The organism is Bacillus sp. COPE52 (assembly GCF_003355115.1).
In the GTDB taxonomy this organism is placed as follows: Bacteria; Bacillota; Bacilli; order Bacillales; family Bacillaceae_G; genus Bacillus_A; species Bacillus_A toyonensis.
The window spans coordinates 3,347,867-3,367,071 of record NZ_CP031292.1; the positions used below are offsets into that span (position 1 = coordinate 3,347,867).

At 34.4% G+C, this 19,205-nt stretch carries 18 protein-coding genes and 2 pseudogenes; 6 read left to right on the forward strand and 14 right to left on the reverse strand.

The features are described 5' to 3' along the window. Positions 1–42: 42 nt before the first annotated feature. The 3 genes from DPQ31_RS16820 to DPQ31_RS16830 all read right to left on the reverse strand — a co-directional run bounded on the left by DPQ31_RS16820 (position 43) and on the right by DPQ31_RS16830 (position 2,388). Positions 43–1,215 carry a cyclopropane-fatty-acyl-phospholipid synthase gene (locus DPQ31_RS16820; RefSeq protein WP_098911666.1) on the reverse strand — a complete coding sequence of 391 codons (1,173 nt, stop codon included), beginning with the start codon at positions 1,213–1,215 and terminating at the stop codon, positions 43–45. Between the two features lie 311 nt (positions 1,216–1,526). Continuing rightward, complete coding sequence (locus DPQ31_RS16825) at positions 1,527–1,853, reverse strand: winged helix-turn-helix transcriptional regulator (protein WP_098911667.1); 327 nt, start codon at positions 1,851–1,853, stop codon at positions 1,527–1,529. 190 nt (positions 1,854–2,043) lie between these two features. Continuing rightward, positions 2,044–2,388 (reverse strand): winged helix-turn-helix transcriptional regulator, encoded by a 345-nt coding sequence (locus DPQ31_RS16830; protein ID WP_087970319.1) that lies wholly within the window; start codon positions 2,386–2,388, stop codon positions 2,044–2,046. A gap of 401 nt (positions 2,389–2,789) precedes the next feature. On the opposite strand from DPQ31_RS16830, the gene DPQ31_RS16835 reads away from it, so the two are divergent. Together DPQ31_RS16835 and DPQ31_RS16840 are read left to right on the forward strand one after the other, a co-directional pair. Beyond that, positions 2,790–3,800, forward strand: a complete 1,011-nt coding sequence (locus tag DPQ31_RS16835) for an aldo/keto reductase (RefSeq protein WP_097959806.1) — start codon at positions 2,790–2,792, stop codon at positions 3,798–3,800. 79 nt (positions 3,801–3,879) lie between these two features. Then, the gene (locus DPQ31_RS16840; protein ID WP_097959805.1) at positions 3,880–4,296 is read left to right on the forward strand and encodes an SRPBCC family protein; all 417 of its coding nucleotides are present in this window, start codon (positions 3,880–3,882) and stop codon (positions 4,294–4,296) included. 43 nt (positions 4,297–4,339) lie between these two features. On the opposite strand, the gene DPQ31_RS16845 is transcribed toward DPQ31_RS16840, so the two are convergent. The 5 genes and pseudogenes from DPQ31_RS16845 to DPQ31_RS16865 form a co-directional block, all read right to left on the reverse strand. Continuing rightward, positions 4,340–4,906, reverse strand: a complete 567-nt coding sequence (locus DPQ31_RS16845) for an SGNH/GDSL hydrolase family protein (RefSeq protein WP_087970316.1) — start codon at positions 4,904–4,906, stop codon at positions 4,340–4,342. Between the two features lie 16 nt (positions 4,907–4,922). After that, positions 4,923–5,750 carry an MBL fold metallo-hydrolase gene (locus DPQ31_RS16850; RefSeq protein ID WP_087948728.1) on the reverse strand — a complete coding sequence of 276 codons (828 nt, stop codon included), beginning with the start codon at positions 5,748–5,750 and terminating at the stop codon, positions 4,923–4,925. A 25-nt stretch (positions 5,751–5,775) separates the two neighbouring features. After that, positions 5,776–6,333: a DUF7010 family protein gene (locus DPQ31_RS16855; protein ID WP_087948727.1), complete on the reverse strand. Its 558-nt coding sequence runs from the start codon at positions 6,331–6,333 to the stop codon at positions 5,776–5,778. A 27-nt stretch (positions 6,334–6,360) separates the two neighbouring features. Then, complete coding sequence (locus DPQ31_RS16860; protein WP_087948726.1) at positions 6,361–7,209, reverse strand: phosphotransferase; 849 nt, start codon at positions 7,207–7,209, stop codon at positions 6,361–6,363. 164 nt (positions 7,210–7,373) lie between these two features. Beyond that, positions 7,374–8,123, reverse strand: a pseudogene (locus DPQ31_RS16865) (Nif3-like dinuclear metal center hexameric protein). A gap of 84 nt (positions 8,124–8,207) precedes the next feature. Here DPQ31_RS16865 and DPQ31_RS16870 point away from each other — a divergent pair. Further along, positions 8,208–8,417, forward strand: a complete 210-nt coding sequence (locus DPQ31_RS16870; protein ID WP_000801649.1) for a hypothetical protein — start codon at positions 8,208–8,210, stop codon at positions 8,415–8,417. Between the two features lie 31 nt (positions 8,418–8,448). On the opposite strand, the gene DPQ31_RS16875 is transcribed toward DPQ31_RS16870, so the two are convergent. The 3 genes from DPQ31_RS16875 to DPQ31_RS16885 form a co-directional block, all read right to left on the reverse strand. Continuing rightward, positions 8,449–9,225, reverse strand: a complete 777-nt coding sequence (locus DPQ31_RS16875) for a GNAT family N-acetyltransferase (protein WP_199634277.1) — start codon at positions 9,223–9,225, stop codon at positions 8,449–8,451. 190 nt (positions 9,226–9,415) lie between these two features. After that, positions 9,416–10,918, reverse strand: coding sequence for a class I adenylate-forming enzyme family protein (locus DPQ31_RS16880; protein ID WP_199632191.1), 1,503 nt, complete (start codon positions 10,916–10,918; stop codon positions 9,416–9,418). 256 nt (positions 10,919–11,174) lie between these two features. Further along, positions 11,175–11,708, reverse strand: a complete 534-nt coding sequence (locus tag DPQ31_RS16885) for an NAD(P)H-dependent oxidoreductase (RefSeq protein ID WP_087970313.1) — start codon at positions 11,706–11,708, stop codon at positions 11,175–11,177. A 124-nt stretch (positions 11,709–11,832) separates the two neighbouring features. On the opposite strand from DPQ31_RS16885, the gene DPQ31_RS16890 reads away from it, so the two are divergent. Then, positions 11,833–12,156, forward strand: coding sequence for a winged helix-turn-helix transcriptional regulator (locus tag DPQ31_RS16890; RefSeq protein WP_208730760.1), 324 nt, complete (start codon positions 11,833–11,835; stop codon positions 12,154–12,156). A gap of 177 nt (positions 12,157–12,333) precedes the next feature. On the opposite strand, the pseudogene DPQ31_RS16895 reads toward DPQ31_RS16890, so the two are convergent. Further along, positions 12,334–12,951, reverse strand: a pseudogene (locus tag DPQ31_RS16895) (MBL fold metallo-hydrolase); the annotation flags it as partial. 369 nt (positions 12,952–13,320) lie between these two features. Between DPQ31_RS16895 and DPQ31_RS16900 the strand changes: the two are divergent. Both DPQ31_RS16900 and DPQ31_RS16905 read left to right on the forward strand, forming a co-directional pair. Beyond that, positions 13,321–13,632, forward strand: a complete 312-nt coding sequence (locus DPQ31_RS16900; RefSeq protein ID WP_208730762.1) for an ArsR/SmtB family transcription factor — start codon at positions 13,321–13,323, stop codon at positions 13,630–13,632. A 120-nt stretch (positions 13,633–13,752) separates the two neighbouring features. Then, positions 13,753–14,841, forward strand: a complete 1,089-nt coding sequence (locus DPQ31_RS16905) for a saccharopine dehydrogenase family protein (RefSeq protein WP_098911673.1) — start codon at positions 13,753–13,755, stop codon at positions 14,839–14,841. Between the two features lie 389 nt (positions 14,842–15,230). On the opposite strand, the gene DPQ31_RS16910 is transcribed toward DPQ31_RS16905, so the two are convergent. Further along, positions 15,231–15,506 (reverse strand): ArsR/SmtB family transcription factor, encoded by a 276-nt coding sequence (locus DPQ31_RS16910; protein WP_000660068.1) that lies wholly within the window; start codon positions 15,504–15,506, stop codon positions 15,231–15,233. Positions 15,507–15,757: 251 nt separating this feature from the next. Further along, complete coding sequence (locus DPQ31_RS16915) at positions 15,758–19,108, reverse strand: trifunctional glycoside hydrolase family 18/polysaccharide deacetylase/glycosyltransferase family 2 protein (protein WP_208730763.1); 3,351 nt, start codon at positions 19,106–19,108, stop codon at positions 15,758–15,760. Positions 19,109–19,205 lie beyond the last annotated feature (97 nt).

Below are 19,205 nucleotides of genomic sequence, written 5' to 3' on the forward strand. Positions count from 1 at the left end.
TGTTAATTTATATATATTTTTTTACGATGAGATTATTTGATCTTATTTATACATATATGAACGTGTCATAGGAATTGTATCATTTACGCCTTTTGTAAATACAAATTGATGTAAATCAATATTACCTGTGAAGAACGAAGCTGCACATGCATTTAAATATAAGCGCCACATACGAATGAATCGCTCATCTTTCGTTTTGCGAACTTCCTCCAGTACGTTTTCAAAATTTCGGGCCCAATGTTGTAATGTTTTCTCGTAATGTCTGCGTAAGCTTTCCACATCAACAATGAAAAATTGTTCGTTTGTCATGTTCGTGATTAATTCGTTAACAGCAGGAACATATCCGCCAGGGAATATATACTTTTCAATCCAACCATTCGTAGCACCACCATTAGCCGGAGAAGTAATACAATGAAGAAGCGAAATTCCTCCATCGTTTAGCAGTTCATTCACTGTCTCAAAGTATTGCGTAATGTTGTCTTTCCCTACATGTTCAATCATACCTACACTAACAATTTTATCAAATTTACGATTCTTAATATCGCGGTAATCAAGTAAAGATACTTCAACTAAATCCGTAAGTCCCTCTTTTTTAATTCGCTCGGAAGTCTTAGCATATTGTTCCTCACTTAACGTTACCCCCATCGCTTTCACACCGTACTGCTTAGCGGCAGCTGTAATGAGCTCACCCCACCCGCAACCAATATCTAATAGCGTATCACCTTTTTGAAGGTTCAACTTTTTCAAAATATGATTCACTTTATTATGCTGAGCTGTCGTTAAAGAATCTTGCTCATTTTGAAAATACGCACAAGAGTACGTCATTGTTTCATCAAGCCATAATTTATAGAAATCGTTCCCAATATCGTAATGGTGAGCTATATCTTCTTTATTTTTTTGTTTTGAAAAATTCCATTTACTTTTGAAATATTGCAACTTACTATCACCTAAAAAGCTATCTTGCCTTTTATAAATAGATTGAATTGCTTTTTCAAGATTCCCCTCAATTTCAAGGTCCCCATTCATATATGCTTCACCGAATGCAATAGAAGGATCCTTAGCGATTTCTTTTTTGGAAAGCGGCTTATGGAATGTTACATGAAATTGAGGTTCCCCTTCTCCATATTGGATTGTTTCTCCATTCCAAAGTGTAATTTGAACTGGATCTAAAAAAAGATTTTTAAGTATTTTTTTATAAAAAAGTTCTTCAACCATATAGACATCTCCTACTAAAAAAATTGAACAAAAAACTATACTAGTTAATAAGTTTTTTTGAACATAGCTTAAAACCATTATGACTTCTTGCTACGAGTGTCATTATAAAACGGTTATATTATGAAGCATAGTACGTACTTTAAAGTGATGAAGGCACTTTTAAGTACCTATTAAAGCCTTAATCAATTATTCATCACGGCTAAAACAGTCGTTAATATGGTATAGATCCTTACTTTTACTTTCTAAATTTTTATACTAAAAAACACCACCTCGTCATTAGGTGGTGTTTTTTAGTATTACATATAGAGATTTCACTTAACTTTACTATTTTTTCTATCTATGCATTGTTCTCCCCATACGGTCAATTGATTTAATACATTTTGCAAAGACCACCCATAATCAGTTAAGGAGTATTCTACTCGGGGTGGAATTTCTTTATAGATTTCACGTGTAATTACACCATCATCTTCCAGCTCACGTAATTGTTGCGTCAACATTCTAACAGAAATTTCAGGAATTAGACGCTGCAACTCACTCGTTCGCTTCGTTCCTTTCGTTAAGTGACATAAAATGACGACCTTCCATTTTCCACCGATAATTTCTAAAGTTGCTTCTATCGGTATATTATATTGTTTCACGCGATCTCCCTCCTTTTTTCTAAATTTCTTCTCTATTGTTACGTAAAAATAACTAATTTTCTATACGGTACATTTTAGTTCCTACAGCACAAAAAAGTACCTATATTACCAAAAAGGAATTATGCCGCTTAAAAATCTCCTTCTATACAAAAAGAAAAAACGAACATATTCTCGTTCGTTTTTTCCTTCTTTATTCAGCTACTGTTATAAGCATAGACGTGTTACCATTCTTTTCAAGATGATTTTCTCCCCAGTTACAAAGAGAATCGAGTATAGAATCTAAAGAATGACCGTAATCAGTTAAAGAGTATTCTACTTTTGGTGGCACTTGGTTATACACTTTTCTTTCGATTACACCATCTTCTTCTAGTTCCCGTAATTGTTGTGTTAACATTTTTTGCGTAATACCAGACATTAATTGTTTTAATTCGCACGTTCTCTTTTTGTCTTTCTTTAAATGACAAAGGATAACTACTTTCCACTTCCCACCGATAACCTCTAAAGTCGCCTCTACAGGAATATTGTATGTTTTCATATAAAAATCTCCTTTAATAATGTTATAAGGCAATTAAGCTAAAGATTTAAATATTACTTTTAAGTATCTATAGCACCTTAAAGTACGTACTTTTTATTGTATTAAACATGTTTCATAATAGCATACGTAAACAGCAGATGAGTAGTACGGCACCAAAAAGTACCTGTATTACTTTTTAGTATCTATATCACTTTAAAGTACGTACTTTTCATTATGTAAAATACATTTCATAATAGCATTTGTAAGAGTTGAGTGAGTCATGCAGTGTTAGAAATTACCCATGTTATCTTTTAGTGCTAACGTACTTTTTTAACTGTTTATATACTTTTATCATGCCTTTTGTCAGACAATAAAATGATATATATATTGATTTTCAAATATATTTTAGGAGGATATCTATAATGAGTAAATTACTAAATGAAAAAATCGGTTTTGGTACAGCACCACTAGGAAATATGTACCGTAATATCCCAGAAGAAGAAGCAATCGCTACAGTGGATGCTGCTTGGGAGAATGGCGTTCGTTACTTTGATACAGCTCCACTTTATGGATCTGGCTTAGCGGAGATTCGTCTTGGTGAAGCACTATCAAAAAGAAATCGTGATGATTACTTTTTAAGCACAAAAGTAGGTCGAACGATTTCAGATGAACTAGAAGATCCATCTGCACGTGATTTAGGTGAAAAAGGTGGACTCTTCGAATTTGGTCGTAAAAATAAAATGATCAATGATTATAGCGCAGATGCAACACTTCGTTCTATCGAGCAAAGTTTGAAACGTTTAAAAACAGATCGACTAGACTTTGTTTTCATTCATGATTTAGCACAAGACTTTTATGGTGATGAGTGGATTTCACAATTTGAAATTGCTCGAACAGGAGCATTCCGTGCGCTAACACGCTTACGTGAAGAAGGCGTCATTAAAGGCTGGGGACTTGGAGTAAACAAAGTAGAATCGATTGAACTTATGCTTGATTTAGAAGAAGCGAAGCCAAATATATCTTTACTAGCTGGTCGTTATTCATTACTAGACCACGAGCGTGCATTGCAACGAGTAATGCCTGCAGCTGTTAAGCATAATATGGATATTGTTGTTGGTGGCCCATATAGCTCAGGTATTCTTGCTGGAGGTGCTCACTTCGAATATCAAAAAGCATCGCCAGAAATTATTGCAAAAGTTGAGAAAATCAAAGCTCTTGCAGATCGTCACGAAATCAGCATCAAAGCTGCTGCATTACAATTTTCATTAGCAAATCCAGCAGTTGCTGCTGTTGTTCCTGGTGCAAGTAAACCAGAACGAATTGTAGAAGATCAAAACGCTTTAAACACAATAATTCCAGTAGCATTCTGGGAAGAAATGCGCGAACAAAAACTAGTAGCACCTAATGCACCACTACCAATCAACGTAAAATAATTTGAAACCTTAATCAGTGGGGTCATCCCCCACTGATTATTTGCTCGCAAATATCGAGATAAAAAGGAGCGTAATGAACATGGCACATACTACTACATCTATGGAAGTGTTCGGTTCACCTGAACAAGTATGGCAATTAATAGGCGGTTTCAACTCCCTTCCAGACTGGTTACCTTATATACCTAGCAGTAAATTAACGGAAGGCGGTCGTGTACGTCACCTAGCTAATCCAGATGGTGATACGATTATAGAACGCTTAGAAGTATTCAATGAGAAAGAACGCTACTACACGTATTCAATCATGAATGCACCATTCCCAGTCACTAATTATCTATCTACAATCCAGGTGAAAGAAGGTACTGAAAGTAACACATCATTAGTAGAGTGGTCTGGCACTTTCACCCCTGTAGAGGTTAGTGATGAAGAGGCAATAAATCTGTTTCATAGCATCTACAGCGATGGACTGAAAGCATTGCAGCAAGCATTTCTAGATTGACTACTAAAAACAATGAAAAGCAAAGCGATATCGCTTTGCTTTTTTATAAAATCCCTTTTAACTTTTCACCAATCAACTTCGCTACATACTCATACCCTTCTGGTCCAAAGTGTAGCCCATCTCTTTCATCATTTTCTACAAATGTTTTATAATTCCGTTCTTGAATCATTTCAGCATACAAATTTAGAAAATAGCTTCCTGTTTCTTTCGCCACTTCCTCTACCACGTCTGCATACTGACCGAGCACTTTATTTGTTCTATTATGCTGTCTTTCTTCATCAACTGGTGCAGGACTAATAAGCAGTACTTTACCTGACGAAATATGGTTCACAATCTTCTCTAAATTTTCTTTGTATGCTTGTAATGACCCTTGTGAAAAAGAAACTGCATCATTCGTGCCAAGAAAAACTGTTACGAAATCTGGTTTATGTGATAATACATCTTCTTCAATCCTATTTAACGCATCGAATGTATTATCACCTGGAACACCTGCATTCACCACTTCCCAATTTGAGAATATCCTTTGTAACCTTGGTGTTAATCTAGGTGTACCATCAAAAAATACATCTTCAGCTGTAATACTATCACCGAAGCATACTAACGTTTTCATTAGACTTGCTCTCCTTTTACGTATGAAATAACTTTCCTTCTACCGCCTTAATATATCTTTCAGCAGAACGTTCCACTGCCTCATTTGCATTCTCTTTTACTACGCGATGAAAAGCGTTGTATAAACGATTAAACTGTAACGGCTTCACTCGATTCACCATTTCTTCCACTTTTCTCGCTGGTAATGGAATTAAGTTTGGATAGCTGTACATAAAACTTACCCATCGCTCATCCGCTACAACTTGAATAATATCACCTGTTAACAAAATTCCTTTTCCATCATTACCTTCTTCCCAATGTAAGACAGATCCACCTTTAAAATGACCTCCTAAACGATGAATGACCAATCCATCAGCTAATTGTAAAGACTCACCAGACCAATAAATAATACGACTACTCGGGCGCATCACCCACTCTTTATCATCTTCGTGTATATAAATTGGTACATCAAATGTCTCTGCCCATTCTACTTGCGTTGAATAATAATGAGGATGAGACAATGCAATTGCATCTAATCCGCCAAGCTCTTTTATTTTCGCAATTGTCATTTCATCTAAATAAGTAATGCAGTCCCATAGTAATCGATATGATTCTATTTTCACTACAAATGCTGTTTGACCGATCGCAAACCCTGGTTTTGTCGTAATACTATAAAGCCCGTTTTCTTCTTCGATTATTTCATTTTTATATGTATCACTTATTTGCAAGTTTTCTAAAGTCGTCCAAGACTGCCCTTTCGGATTCACATATTGCCTTTCTTCATCACAAATATGACAACTCACCGGTTCCTCTACACTCGCTGCATACTCCACACCACACGTTGTACAAACGAAATTTTTCATCATAATTCCCCCTATCCCTATATTTTTATTAAGCTGATTTTTGTTGATACTGATCTGCTTTTTTATTTTCAATTAATAAACTTATATAAGTAAGTAAATAAACAGCTGTAACCGACAATGGAATCACCGTAAATCCTTTTTCTGCAAACAGAATCCCGCAAACTGACGTCACGAATACAGTCCCTACTGACAATAGACCATAACTTTTGCTTTCATAAATCCATACGTACGGGATAAAATGAACACCTATTAACATTGCTACTACAAAAGGTAACCATTCTGGAAATTGAAAATAGGCAAGTAATACAAGCGGAATATTCAATACATTTATCCCACCAATTAATCCTGCCAAAATCCCTAACGGATTTCCTTTCGCAAACATATCAATTTTCAATATAGCAGCTATCATTAAGCCGACAGGAAACACACATCCCATACCGATTAAATATACCCACACCACTTGTTTTTCAGAAAGAACAAAGCCCGTTATACTCATAACCATCCAAAATAAAACACCAGCTAATATAATCGGTAATCCTCTCTTCGTTTTGATTGCTAAATCCTTTTTCGCTTCTGCAATATTCATCTCACCATCTCCCCAAAAATATTTGTGCTATAAAGTAGTCTCAACCTCGCCCATCCAATAACGCCAAGCTGCTAAATAATCTTCTAAATCTTTCGGGTGGTGTCTTAAACACGTATCTATCCGCAAATATAAACCTATGACCATTTCTTCATATAAATTACGGTCTTCTCTATGAAATACACTTTGTTTCATCACATAATCAATTGCTTCTTTCGTTAAATCTTCCGGAGTTGAACAAAACGCGTAAATTAAATCGTATATAGGATCTCCTAATACTGGTAAAGGATCAATTACTCCATGTAACCTATTCTCTTGAACTATAAAATTATGGAATCCGAAATCGCCATGTAATAAAAATGGCTCATCTATTCCAGCCCCTCTATTCGGACTATTTGCTAACTTAAAAACAAGTCTACATTCTTCATCACTTATGTACGACTTTACATTTTCGTGAGCTTCCATCACAGTTACTGTTAAAAATTCATTCCAAGATTGAACCGTACTGTCCTTCCATCCCCAGCCACTCACCTTTGGAATTTTTTCATACTTATTGATAACATCCTTTACAAGTTTGCACAGTATACTTCGTTTATGGCCAGATTTGCACGAAGTAGTCCCCTCAAGAAATGAATAAACAATATATCGACTTAACGGATCCTTATATAAAAGCTTTGGAAACGCATCATTCTTTTTATAAAACTGAAGAAAATAAGCTTCTTCACGTATTACATCCGATTCATTCAGTTTTACAACGTATTGTTCATCCAACAAATATATCGTACTTGTCGTTCCCCCGTTCAAACCTTTCATGTTTTTTGGATAATGTAAAATAACCTTCTCTTTAACTAGTTGTGCAGCGATTATTGAAATGTCCATTCCCTCACCCTTACACTCTGAATATTCCCTTAATTCAAAAGGAAACTTTACTATTATTTGACAGACATAAGGGGATTCCTCCCACCCATCTTAATATAACAAATTACACTTTCATTACTTCATCATATAATTCATTCCATTTATGATATTGCGATGCGATTTCTTTATTCCAAATGATCTTCATTTAATCTAGTAATTTCTATTGCACGATCTCTCTCTTGTAATTTACGAGCCAAACTTTCTACACCAAACACTTCTGTAAATGTGTGGCTACCTACTATTAAGTTGATACCTTTAAATTTTGCATGTTGCACTGTATATAATGTTTTTTCTCCTGTTATATACGTATCACAACCTTTTTCTAATGCTCGCTCAATCAAATTTGTATTGTTACCTGCACCAGTTAAAATCGCAATCCGTTTTATTGGTTTATCGTGATTCCTCCAGCTCTTCACTTTCTCTTCCATTCTTTCTTCAAGTTTTTCAACCAAGTTTGAAAATGCAATCGCTTCTTCAAATTCTCCTATTCCAGGTAATTCCTCTTCCTAATACGTAGAGTATTCTAGAATTGTATCTATCCCCATTTCCTTAAATAATGACGTACACGTACCAAATTCAACAAAATCTAACGGCAAATGAATCCAAAAATGATTCATTTCATATTGTTTTAATTTCTCAATACAAGCCTCTTCCATGCCAAACAAAAAACTCCAAGGAGCATGATGTGTAACTATCATATCGACTCCATTTTTATACGCTTCCTCAATCGTCTCTAGTGTCAAATTTGTTGTGTAACCGATTTTATGAAACTCCTCTTTACTTATATGAGTATAACCATATTCATCATCGCCGTATTTATGAAGATGCTCTCCAAATAGCGATTTTATATGTTCGTTAAACTGCGTTATATTCATTTTCATTTCTCCTTTCATTTACTTTTATATTTCATAAATAAGGAAATACTAAATAACAACGTTACATACATATAGGAGGACAATATGAAACCTGAATTTTTAAAAGCTGTACATGATGCGATTGGAAATGTCGAACACATTCATATAGAAGAAAGTGGCGCAGACAGTTTACTTATTCACCACGATGATGCGCAGCAATTAAAACAAGTTGCTGAGACTTTAGAAAATAATAATTTTCGCTCCGCTTTAAGAACAACGGGAAATGCTTCATATATTGAAGTGTTGAATAGATAAGGAGAAGTCCCGGTTATATGCCGGGCTTTTTCTAACCCTCATTAAAAATTTTATAATAAAGCTCTATCTCCGTTTTCAACAAACAATTATTTCTCCAAAATATCCTCTGCATCTTTTGATTCGACGTATGTGTGCTCCCAATATAATAAGTAGCACCCATTTCCTTTAACATATGTAGAGATTGAAGATGTAGTTGGGAAGCAATTCCTTTCCCGCGACAATAAGGCATTACCCCAAAATAAAATAACCGTCCTTCACTTTCTGTTCCAGATTCTATATGCGGTATGGACATACCAATTGGCTCATTTTTATCATAAAAAACAATACATGACTTTTCCCAGCCCTTACCTAACTCTGTTTGCACTGAATAAAAATGCTCATCGATAGTTAAAATTGAAGTTTGATTCCCTGAATCCAACATACATTGTTCCCAAATATATTTAAATTCTTTTTCTGATAATGTTTCTTCTATTGAACAATATGTATATTGTTTTTCAAGCGCCTCTACATTGTTTAACCCTCTACACACTTCTATTTTTGCTGCGTGCAAAGAAAAACCTGCATCAAGTAACACTCTCGCACTTGAGTTATAACCATTAAACCTTTTGTTTAATACAATACTCGCTCTTTTTAACTCCCAGTTAAAACAAACCTCTTCAAATCTACATATCTTCTCTGTATAAGTTTGTACATCATAAAGAACATCCTCTTCTATTTCTTCAATTGTGACTGCATTTGGTAAGCCATTTAATACTTTTTTAGAAGAGCCAAATAAATTTTTGATAACTGTAAGGTCGTTCTTCACCACTTCGTTTCCCCTACCCCTGGTTCAATACATTCACCTGAAGTTTCATTTATATCTCACCCTCGGTTATTGATTGAATATTCTTTATCATCTTACACAAAATACAAAATTTAGTAAATTATTATGTTTTTTATAAACAAAAATCCAGTTATACATACTACATAACTGGATTTCTCATTATTTAATACCCTTTTTATTTCGCAAAAAAAGCATCCCTTAATTCCCTCTTCAACACTTTCCCTAAAGCATTTTTCGGTAATTCTTCCATAAATACAACTTCTGGTATTTTATAGCTTGCCAATTTTTCTTTACAATGCTGCATAATCTCTTCTTCTGTTAAAAATGTTTGAATGTCTTTTACAATATACGCTGTTGGAACCTCTCCCCAAAAATCATTGGGAACTCCAACTACTGCAACTTCTAAAACACCATGTATTTCATGAATAATATCTTCTACTTGGTCTGGATATACGTTGTCACCACCGCGTATAATAACATCTTTATATCTTCCCATAATATGCAAGAATCCATCGTCATCTATCATGCCAGCATCGCCCATGTTAAACCAATTATCTTTTACTACCTTCTTTGTCGCCTTTTCATTATTCCAATACCCTTTAAACATGTATGGACTTCTTACATGTATCTCTCCAACTTCATTTGTTGTTAGTTCATGTCCTGTTTCTGGGTGAACAATTTTTAACTCTACATGTTTTAGTGTTTTCCCTACAGAAGACATCTTTTCTTTTCCCATCATTGGATGCCATGAAGTTACAACCCAACCTTCTGTACTACCATAGCCTTGCACCATATAGATTCCTTTTTCCAAATATTTTTGAATGAGCGTTTCTGGCACTTTTGTTCCACCGCTTTGTGCTACTTTAAAGGTTGAAATGTTACGTTCTTTTTTATTTAGTTCATCAAGCATGTAGCTATAAACAGCCGGGAATGCAAGCATCGTAGTAATTTTCTCTTCTTCAATCTTATCCCAAATAAGAGTAGGATTCGAATCAGCTAAGAAAATCATCGTAACACCATGATAAATGCAATTTAAAATAGAAAGCACGCCACTCATATGAAACAATGGATGCACGGATAAAAAGCGTTCACCTGCTGGAATTTCTCTTTGTCCCGCAACCTCAGCAAAATAGTGATGTAAGTTTTTATGACCAATTACACATGCTTTTGCCTGTCCAGTCGTTCCTGAAGTAAATAAATAAATTGCATCATCATCTTCATGAACTTCTACGTTCGGTTCTGTCATCGGCTGTTCTTGTAATTTTAATTCAAATGAACCGAAGCCTTCTTTTGTCGTTTTAATTACATAAGGAATTTCTTTAACGGCATCAATTTTTAATAAAATTTCACTAAATTCTTCATCAATAACTAATACTTTTAATTTCGCTTCTTTTACAATCGTTTCTAGTTCATAAACAGTAAGCTGATGATTTAGCGGAATAAATACCGCTCCAATTTTTAAGCTTGCCATCATAACGCTTGGAAACGGGTGATTATTTTTGCATAAGATTCCTATACGATCCCCTCTTTGCACACCGTTATGTAACAAATAATGCGCAAACTGATTTACTCGTTCATTATACTGCTGAAATGAATATCTTTTTTCTCCGCCTACAAGCGCTTCCAAATTTGGTGATTGCATTGCTCTCTTTTGTAATAATTGTCGCATCGTTCTCAAGTAAAACTCCCCTTTATATATGTTAGGGTTTTTATTTTATCAGATTAACTATTAATTTACTAAAGATTACACTTAGTGAATTTAAAACGAATAAAGTGAAACTTTAATCAGCCCTCACCAATCGGGCTTTTGCAGGCAGCCCAAATCTCACCTAACTCCCTCGTATTCGCTGATTTTTGAGGTAGGAGTCCTGCTGTCCACAAATAGCGGGATTTAAAAATAGCCATCTACTTATCAAGTAAATGGCTATTTCTCCTTATATATTAGAATACTTCTTATTCATCACATATTGCACATACTCAGGCGCACTATTATTAATCTCTTCATCACTTAGCTTATATTCTGCACCATATAAATAAAACGAAGGTATAAATTCCATTCCCGTGTATAAGCTTGTAGCGTGAAATGGTTTCGTCAACTCAATCATTGTGATCCCGCTATTTTCATAGTCTGTTTCTAATCCACCTATAGAAATAGCTACACCAAACTCTTTTCCCTTCACTTTATCCCCTTTAGATCCGTAAGCAAATCCATATGTTAATACATCGTCAAACCATTTTTTTAATAGTGGTGGTGAGCTGTACCAGTAGAATGGAAATTGAAATATATATCGGTCGTGTTCTACTAATAGCTTTTGTTCCTCTTCAACATTAAACTCCCAATTTGGTGCCGCTTTATATAGTTCATGCACCGTAATTTCATCAGAATGTTTCTCAAGTTCTTCTACCCATCTTTTATTAATTCGAGACTTTTCAATATCAGGATGTGCTACAATTACAAGTGTTTTCATATATTTTCTTCCCCCTTATAAATAATTCAAACCCTTTAGTATTAGTATGAATGAGTCACATATAATTGAAAAGTACGTACTTTCAGGTACTATAGGAACCTTGAGGTACCTTTGGAGGTGTTTTATGAATCAAAATGATGACTGCCCAATTGCAACGACACTCGATGTAATCGGCGGAAAATGGAAAGTTTATATTTTATGTGTTTTGATGGATAGAAAAATGCGAACAAATGAAATTAAACGAGAAATTCCAAACCTTACACAAAAGGTTCTTACACAGCAACTGCGGCAACTTGAAGCTGATGGGATTATCCATCGTACCGTATATCAAGAAGTACCACCAAAGGTTGAGTACACACTAAGTGAACACGGAAAATCTTTAATGCATATTATGAATGAACTATTTGAATGGGGAAAAGATCATCAGATGAAAAGATTAAATGACTAAAAGAATTCTACCTACTTTGTTACATCTTCTATACAAAGAATTCTTTTGAAATTTTGTAATAGGAGTATTGTCACATAACTATTAAGTTAAGAAAATAGATTACCCCCATTTGATATAGATTCATACTTTTAAGAGTTAATAAAGAAGAAAACTAGAATTATGGGGGCACAATCTTTCTTAACGTTCCAGTAGAAAATTCATGATATTAACAAGATTTGATTTGCTTACTGGCTCAGCACGCCCTACTACACAAATATCAAAATCAAATCCTTCCATCGCTGTAATTAAAGACCTCAATTTTTCTTTATCTAAGTGGCAATTATTATAATAATCCACTCCAACAGCATCGCCAATAAATAATACTTTTTCTTGAGGTACAAATATGTAAACAGAATCGTCACTATGTGGAGAGGTTACATGATGTAATTGTGCAACAATACCTCCTAAATCAATTTCCATATAACCGTTGAAGGAAATATCGGAAGTCACTACTCCTATTTCAGATAACAAAGGATACTCTTTACGTATACAAGTATCTACAAATTCAATCTCAACCTCTGCTACTCTCTTTTTCATTTCAGAATCTGTCCATTCCCACATAGCCAATTCTGCTAATTTATCATTCGTTCTTTTGTGGGCAATTGTAATTCCTTCCACTGCATGCATCCCTAAAATATGATCCCAGTGCCAATGTATAATTACAATTCTTTCCAGTTTCCTTAATCCTTCATTACGCACAGCTTCATTAAACAATTCAACATGATCTTTAGAGTTACCTGATTCTACCATTAAAGAACACTTTTCTCCATACCTAAAATATTAAAGACTGTCTTTTTCTCTTAACAGTGGAACTTTCACCCGTTTTTCTGTAGGAGGATAAACAAGCGAAGCAGGATCACTTGAGTTGGAAGCTTTTGATACAATCCGATATAGGTTTCGTGAATTTCGTGTGTTTATCCTGGTTATAGCTGGAATGGATTTGGCAATTGTTACAGAAAAAAGAACCGACATTCTTACAAATCTGGAAAATCAAAAATGGTTGTTTATGAAACTTTCTATATTTATGCTTAAAGTTGGTGCTACTTCTTTATTGCACTAGATAGTAATGTAATTTATAATACGTTTAAATGATTAAATTATTAAACGGAAGGTAATGTTAACGAAATGAACTGTAATGATAAAGTAATGCATATTTTAGAAAATTTAAGACCATGTTTCCAAGGGTTGGGAGATCCAACTCGTCAGCAAATTGTATCGCTTTTAATTGATAAAGATAGCTTGAATGTGACGCAAATTGCGGAGAATATTCCCATGTCAAGACCTACTGTATCTCATCATTTGAAAATATTGAAACAATCAGGGTTACTTCGAGTTCAGAAAAAAGGCACTGAAATGTATTATTGTCTTGAATTTAATGAAACAATAAATCTTTTAAAAGAACTTGTTTCTTTAGTTGAAGATGAATGTAAGAATTAGGTACTCATTTATAGTTTAGGGACACCTTTTGTCCCTTTTTTTAGCGACATTATGTTTAAATGTTTAAGTTTTTAATCATTTAAACTTATAATCTCATACTAATTAAAATGGAGGTTTCAGATGAATAAGAAAACTGTGTTAATTGTTGGTGGGTATGGTGTTGTTGGTAGTCAAATTGCTCAAATTTTACATGATCGACATCCTGATTTGGAAATTAGATTAGGGGGAAGAACCTTAGGGAAAACGTTACCTTTTGAATCAGAGAGAGTAAAAATAGTCAATGTAGACAATACAACAGATGATCCTTTAAGAAATTTGGATGATAATTTCACAGTAGTTGTTAATGCAGTTAATGACCCGCAAGATAGACTACTTCTATCTGCAGTTCGAAAAAATTTTCCATTGGTTGACATTACTCGTTGGACTGAACGCTTTAAGAGTTCTATTGATCGATTAAAAAATGTTGAGGTCCAATCCCCTGTTGTATTAGCTTCAGGGTGGATGGGAGGGACAGCAGCCCTTTTTGCTAAAATTTATTCAAAAGATCTTCAAGAGGTTACGGTTGATATCAACGCACTATATTCTCTTCAAGACAAAGCAGGGCCAAATTCAACAGCATATATGGACCGGTTAACTATTCCATTTGAAGTTAAAGCTGGAGAGGGAATGCGACAGGCTTATCCAATGACTGATCCAATCAAAGTCCGCTTTCCTAACGGTTATATAACCAAATGTTATCGTTTGGATACTCCTGATCACGTAACCCTGCCAGAATCAATTCATGCTGTTTCGGCTAACTTTCGTATTGCTTTTGATAGTAAAATATCTACATATGGACTGGTCTCTCTGGTGAATACAGGGATTTGGAAAATGATTAGCGGAGAAAAATTTACCGATTTGCGGAAAAATATTCTCTATAAACCCGGAAGAGGAAGTGCACATAACATAGTTATTCACCTTAAAGGTTATGATGCTACTGGTGTATTGCATAGTCGATGTGTGAACATATCAGATCCGTTAGGACAGACCCATCTTACCGCTTTAGGAGCAGCTGTCCAAGCAGAGAACATTTTACAAACATCTGATATTGTGGTTCCAGATTCTGAAATTTACTTTCCGGAAAATCTATTAGATTTGGGTGTGAATCCATCTGCAATTTTAGATTTTTATAGGGAATATGGGGTTACTATTACGAAAGAAAATATATAAAAGGTACCGTTCTATTCGTGGTAGTACACATATGGCTATCAAGCTAAAAAATACAACTATATCAAAAATGAGAGAATGTGCATCTTCATGTGAAAATGTACATTCTCTCGTTTTGCGGTGTTATAAAATTATTAGGCTGATAGGCATGGGCAGTATCCCCCAAAACAAAAAATTCTTTTGGGAGATTTATTTTGTTAGCTTCATAGTCATTATGCATCGTCACATCACTATGAAGCTAACAAAACGCTGACTTCTCAAAAAAACTAACTGTAGGGAAAGAAAATTACATATTCTTATAAATATAGCTCTTGTATAAAACTCTTAAAAATTATAACCACAGAACTACTTTCGTAGCATCTTCTTAATTTTGAAGTCTAGAAAGTCAGCATTTAAACTAAGCTTGCTAATATCGCTTTTGTACGATTGTCCGTTACCTCATAATAAATTTCTAATCCTTTTCGAGTACCTGTTACGATTTTAGCAGCCTTTAGTTTGGATAAATGTTGACTAATTGTACTTTGGGGCATTTGTAAATTCCCATACATTGTTGTTACATTTGTAGCGCCTTTTGCAAGCATTATTTTTACTAAGGATAAACGGACAGGATGTGCCAATACCTTTAATACTTCAGCGATTTCTACATACATTTCTTTTTTTTCTTTCATGTTTCTTTCTCCCCTTTTATATAAATATTAATGATATCCATATATATAATTCGTAAGCATATATGTTTTTGTGTCCGTCATTTTAAAAAAATATAAAAAAACTTTACCCCGAAAACAAAGGAGTGTCTTAACATAACGTTTCACTATCAGTAATGAATAGAAATTTCGTTATGGAAGCAGAAGGTTTTATGTTACTACTCTATATTCAACTAGCTAAAATCAATGAAAAAGAGAGCAGATAATCTGCTCTCTTATGATGCCTCCTTATGTTCCGTGGAATGTTTAACACTCCCCATTCTCTTTAGTTTATTCCACCCTACTGCTACTCCTCGAATCGATGAGAATATAGATTTAATGACTACATACGTCATAAATTGACGATAAATAAAGCGTTGTAAAATTAACCATGCTAATGGTTTTGGATTCTCTTTCTCTAATTTAAATGCAAATAGTGAAGCGAGAAGATCTATGACAAAGAATACAAGATAAAATCCTAATACTTTTAGCGGATTGCTACCAAAAAGCCCCATAATCATTAATATATCTGCTAAAGGTGCAATAAATTGCAAAACATATTGGAATAACCACATATTGGGCAATGCAATAAATCCTAATGCTTTATGTTTGGAATGAAACAGCGCTTTTCGATGTTTCCAAAGACATTGGAGTGTACCGTATGACCAACGATATCGTTGTTTAATGAGACTTTTCACATCTTCAGGTGACTCCGTAAAAGCATATGCTTTTTCTTCATATACAATTCTATGTCCTTGACGTAAAAATGTAATAGTAAGATCCGTATCTTCTGCCAATGTGTCTTCGCTTAAATAACCAGATTCAACTACATTCTTTTTACGCCATGCTCCAATCGCTCCAGGAACAACTGTAATACAATTTAACTCATCAAAAGCTCTACGTTCTAAGTTAAATCCTGTAATATACTCAACATGTTGCCAAGTAGTCAATAAATTCCGTCTATTTCCAACTTTAACATTCCCTGAAACTGCCGCTACATTATGATCTTCAAAGTGTCTAATCATTAAAGAAATAGCATCTTGTGCAATAATAGTATCCGCATCTAACGTAACAATGATTTCTCCTCGTGATTGCTGAAACCCTAAATTCATTGCCGATGATTTCCCGCCGTTTTCTTTCTGAATTAAACGAACTTTAGGATGCTTATAAAATGTTTCTTCCATTACTTTTGACGTACCATCTTTCGATCCGTCATCCACAACAATAACTTCAAACTCTCTATAATCACTATCCAAAATGGAGCGAATCGTCTTAGCTATCACCTTTTCTTCATTATATGCTGCTATGACAACAGTAACGAAAGGTTGATAAGAAGAATTAGTAAATAAGCGAGCGCTTACTGTCTTTTTCTGCTTGTATGCAAAATAAATTAAAAATAGGAATCGAAAAATACCTAATCCAATAGCAATATAAAAAATCGTTGTTAATATATGCTTTGCATATCCCGCTCCTGAAAAGACAGCTTTATTGTAAAGTAAATATTGCTTACCCTCAGAAGAAACAGGTGGCATAACTTCATCGCGTTCTTTATTCATTAAATCTGAAATTGTTACAAAACTATATCCATGCTTTTTAAGGTCTTTAATAATGATCGGTAGCGCCTCTACCGTATGGGTACGATTCCCTCCTGCATCATGAAGAAGAATAATATTTCCCTCTCCCTTATAAATCGGATTAAGAGTACGCTTTACCAATTCATTTGTTGATGGCGTCGCCCAGTCCTCAGGATCAACTTTTTCTGCCACCATTGTATAGTTCATATTTTGCGCACGCAAAATAGGCATTATTTCATTTGATGAATCTGGATTAGCATCCGCTTCATATGGTGGCCTAAATAAAACAGTAGAATGTCCAGTTATTTCTTGAATTAGACGTTGCGTTGTATTCAGCTCTACTTTTGTTCGTAGTAAAGACGTATTAGCTACGTTAGGATGCTTGAAGGTATGATTACCTATTTCATGTCCTTCATCGTATATTCTTTTCACAATACTAGCATTTAGTTGCGCGTTTTCACCAAGTACAAAAAAAGCTGCTTTTATATTATTCTCTTTTAATATATCTAGAATTTCCGGTGTGTATTTAGGATCTGGTCCATCATCAAATGTTAATACTACTTGTTTTCCTTTTGGTTTTCCATAACGTTGCACTTCGTATGCAGATGGTAATGATTGATATACTTCATCTGTAAGATAACCATTTTTACCTGCTTTATAATCTCTTAATCCATTTTGTCTTTCATTCTCAATCTGTAAAATTTCACCTTGTCCTGAATAATTCACTTCATCTAAACTAGCAATTTTATGTAATGCATCAGGGTTATTTTGTACTTCAATCGGATTTTTTAAAACTTTCCATATAGTAGGATCTTCTGCTCCTAATCTCCATAGTGCAAACCCCTTTGCATTGTTGTTCATTGCTATTTTCACTTGATTATAAAGAGTAACACTATCTAAGAACCAAGCAGTATGTTCTTTCCCTTCTGTTTTATATCGAAAATAAGGGTTTCCACTCATCTTATCCCATTGAATTTTTATATTTGAATCGTGAGCCATTGCCATAACTTCTGAAAAAGTTAAAGACTTCGCAGCTTCTTTACTATTCACTTCCCAATCATATCCATAGTTACCGAAAGCAACTATAAGTTTCTCAGACGGTATATCTAGTTCATTGAGCGTATGTTCGAACCATTTATTTGAAGCAATTGGTCCTGGCGCCCCTGCACCATAGTGCTCGTCATACATCATTACAATCATTCGATCTATTACTTTGGCTAACGCACCATAATCGAAAGCTGTATCATTAGCAGGGACATCTTGCGTAACGAGCAAATGATGTTTATGAAAGACCGTAGTAAGTTCCTGCATGAATTTTGTTAAGTTTTCTCTATCGCTCTCGGGTATTGCCTCAAAGTCAATATTAATACCCGAAAATCGATTCTTTTCAACTTGCTTTACTAAATCATTAATAAACTTTGTCTTTACATCATCTGGGGAATTCAGTAACTTATGAACAAGTCCACTATCAGGGCCCGAAGCTTCCTCAGTATAGTTAGTAAGCAAAGGCATAATCTTCACTTGATTTTTTTCTGCCAACTTTACTATCTCAGGTTTTATCTCACTTCTAATCGTTAAATCTGCTTTTAAATGATACCACTCTGGTACTAACGTAGTTAAGGAATCGATATTTTCTTTTAAAGAAGCTGTACTATTTTCATCCCAGTTTACATAAAAACCATAAACTTCTTTAGAGTTTTTACTATCGTTCGACGTATTAACCAAATTTTTATTATCCTTCGTTTCGGTACTTGGTTTGAATTCTTCCTTCTTTAACTGCTGATCACTAAGTTTTTGATTAATAGGTACAAGTTTATTATCTTGTTGTACAGCGGTATTCATATTTGGAATTTCTGGCGTTGAAAAAATACTTTGAAAGAAAAAATAAAATACAATACTTAAGCTAACTATTGCGATACATAGCAACCAACTAAAAGCTATGTTTCTTCTTCCTTTCGGATCATAAAAAACAGGCTTTACTTTATCTTTCTCTTGTTGAATTTTTTTCTTCATTATATCTTTTACATACCCCTTCTTAATAGAAATATAGAATAATAAATCCTTTTAGCTTTGAAATAAATCTCTCACTTCCATTTTTTATGGATTCTTC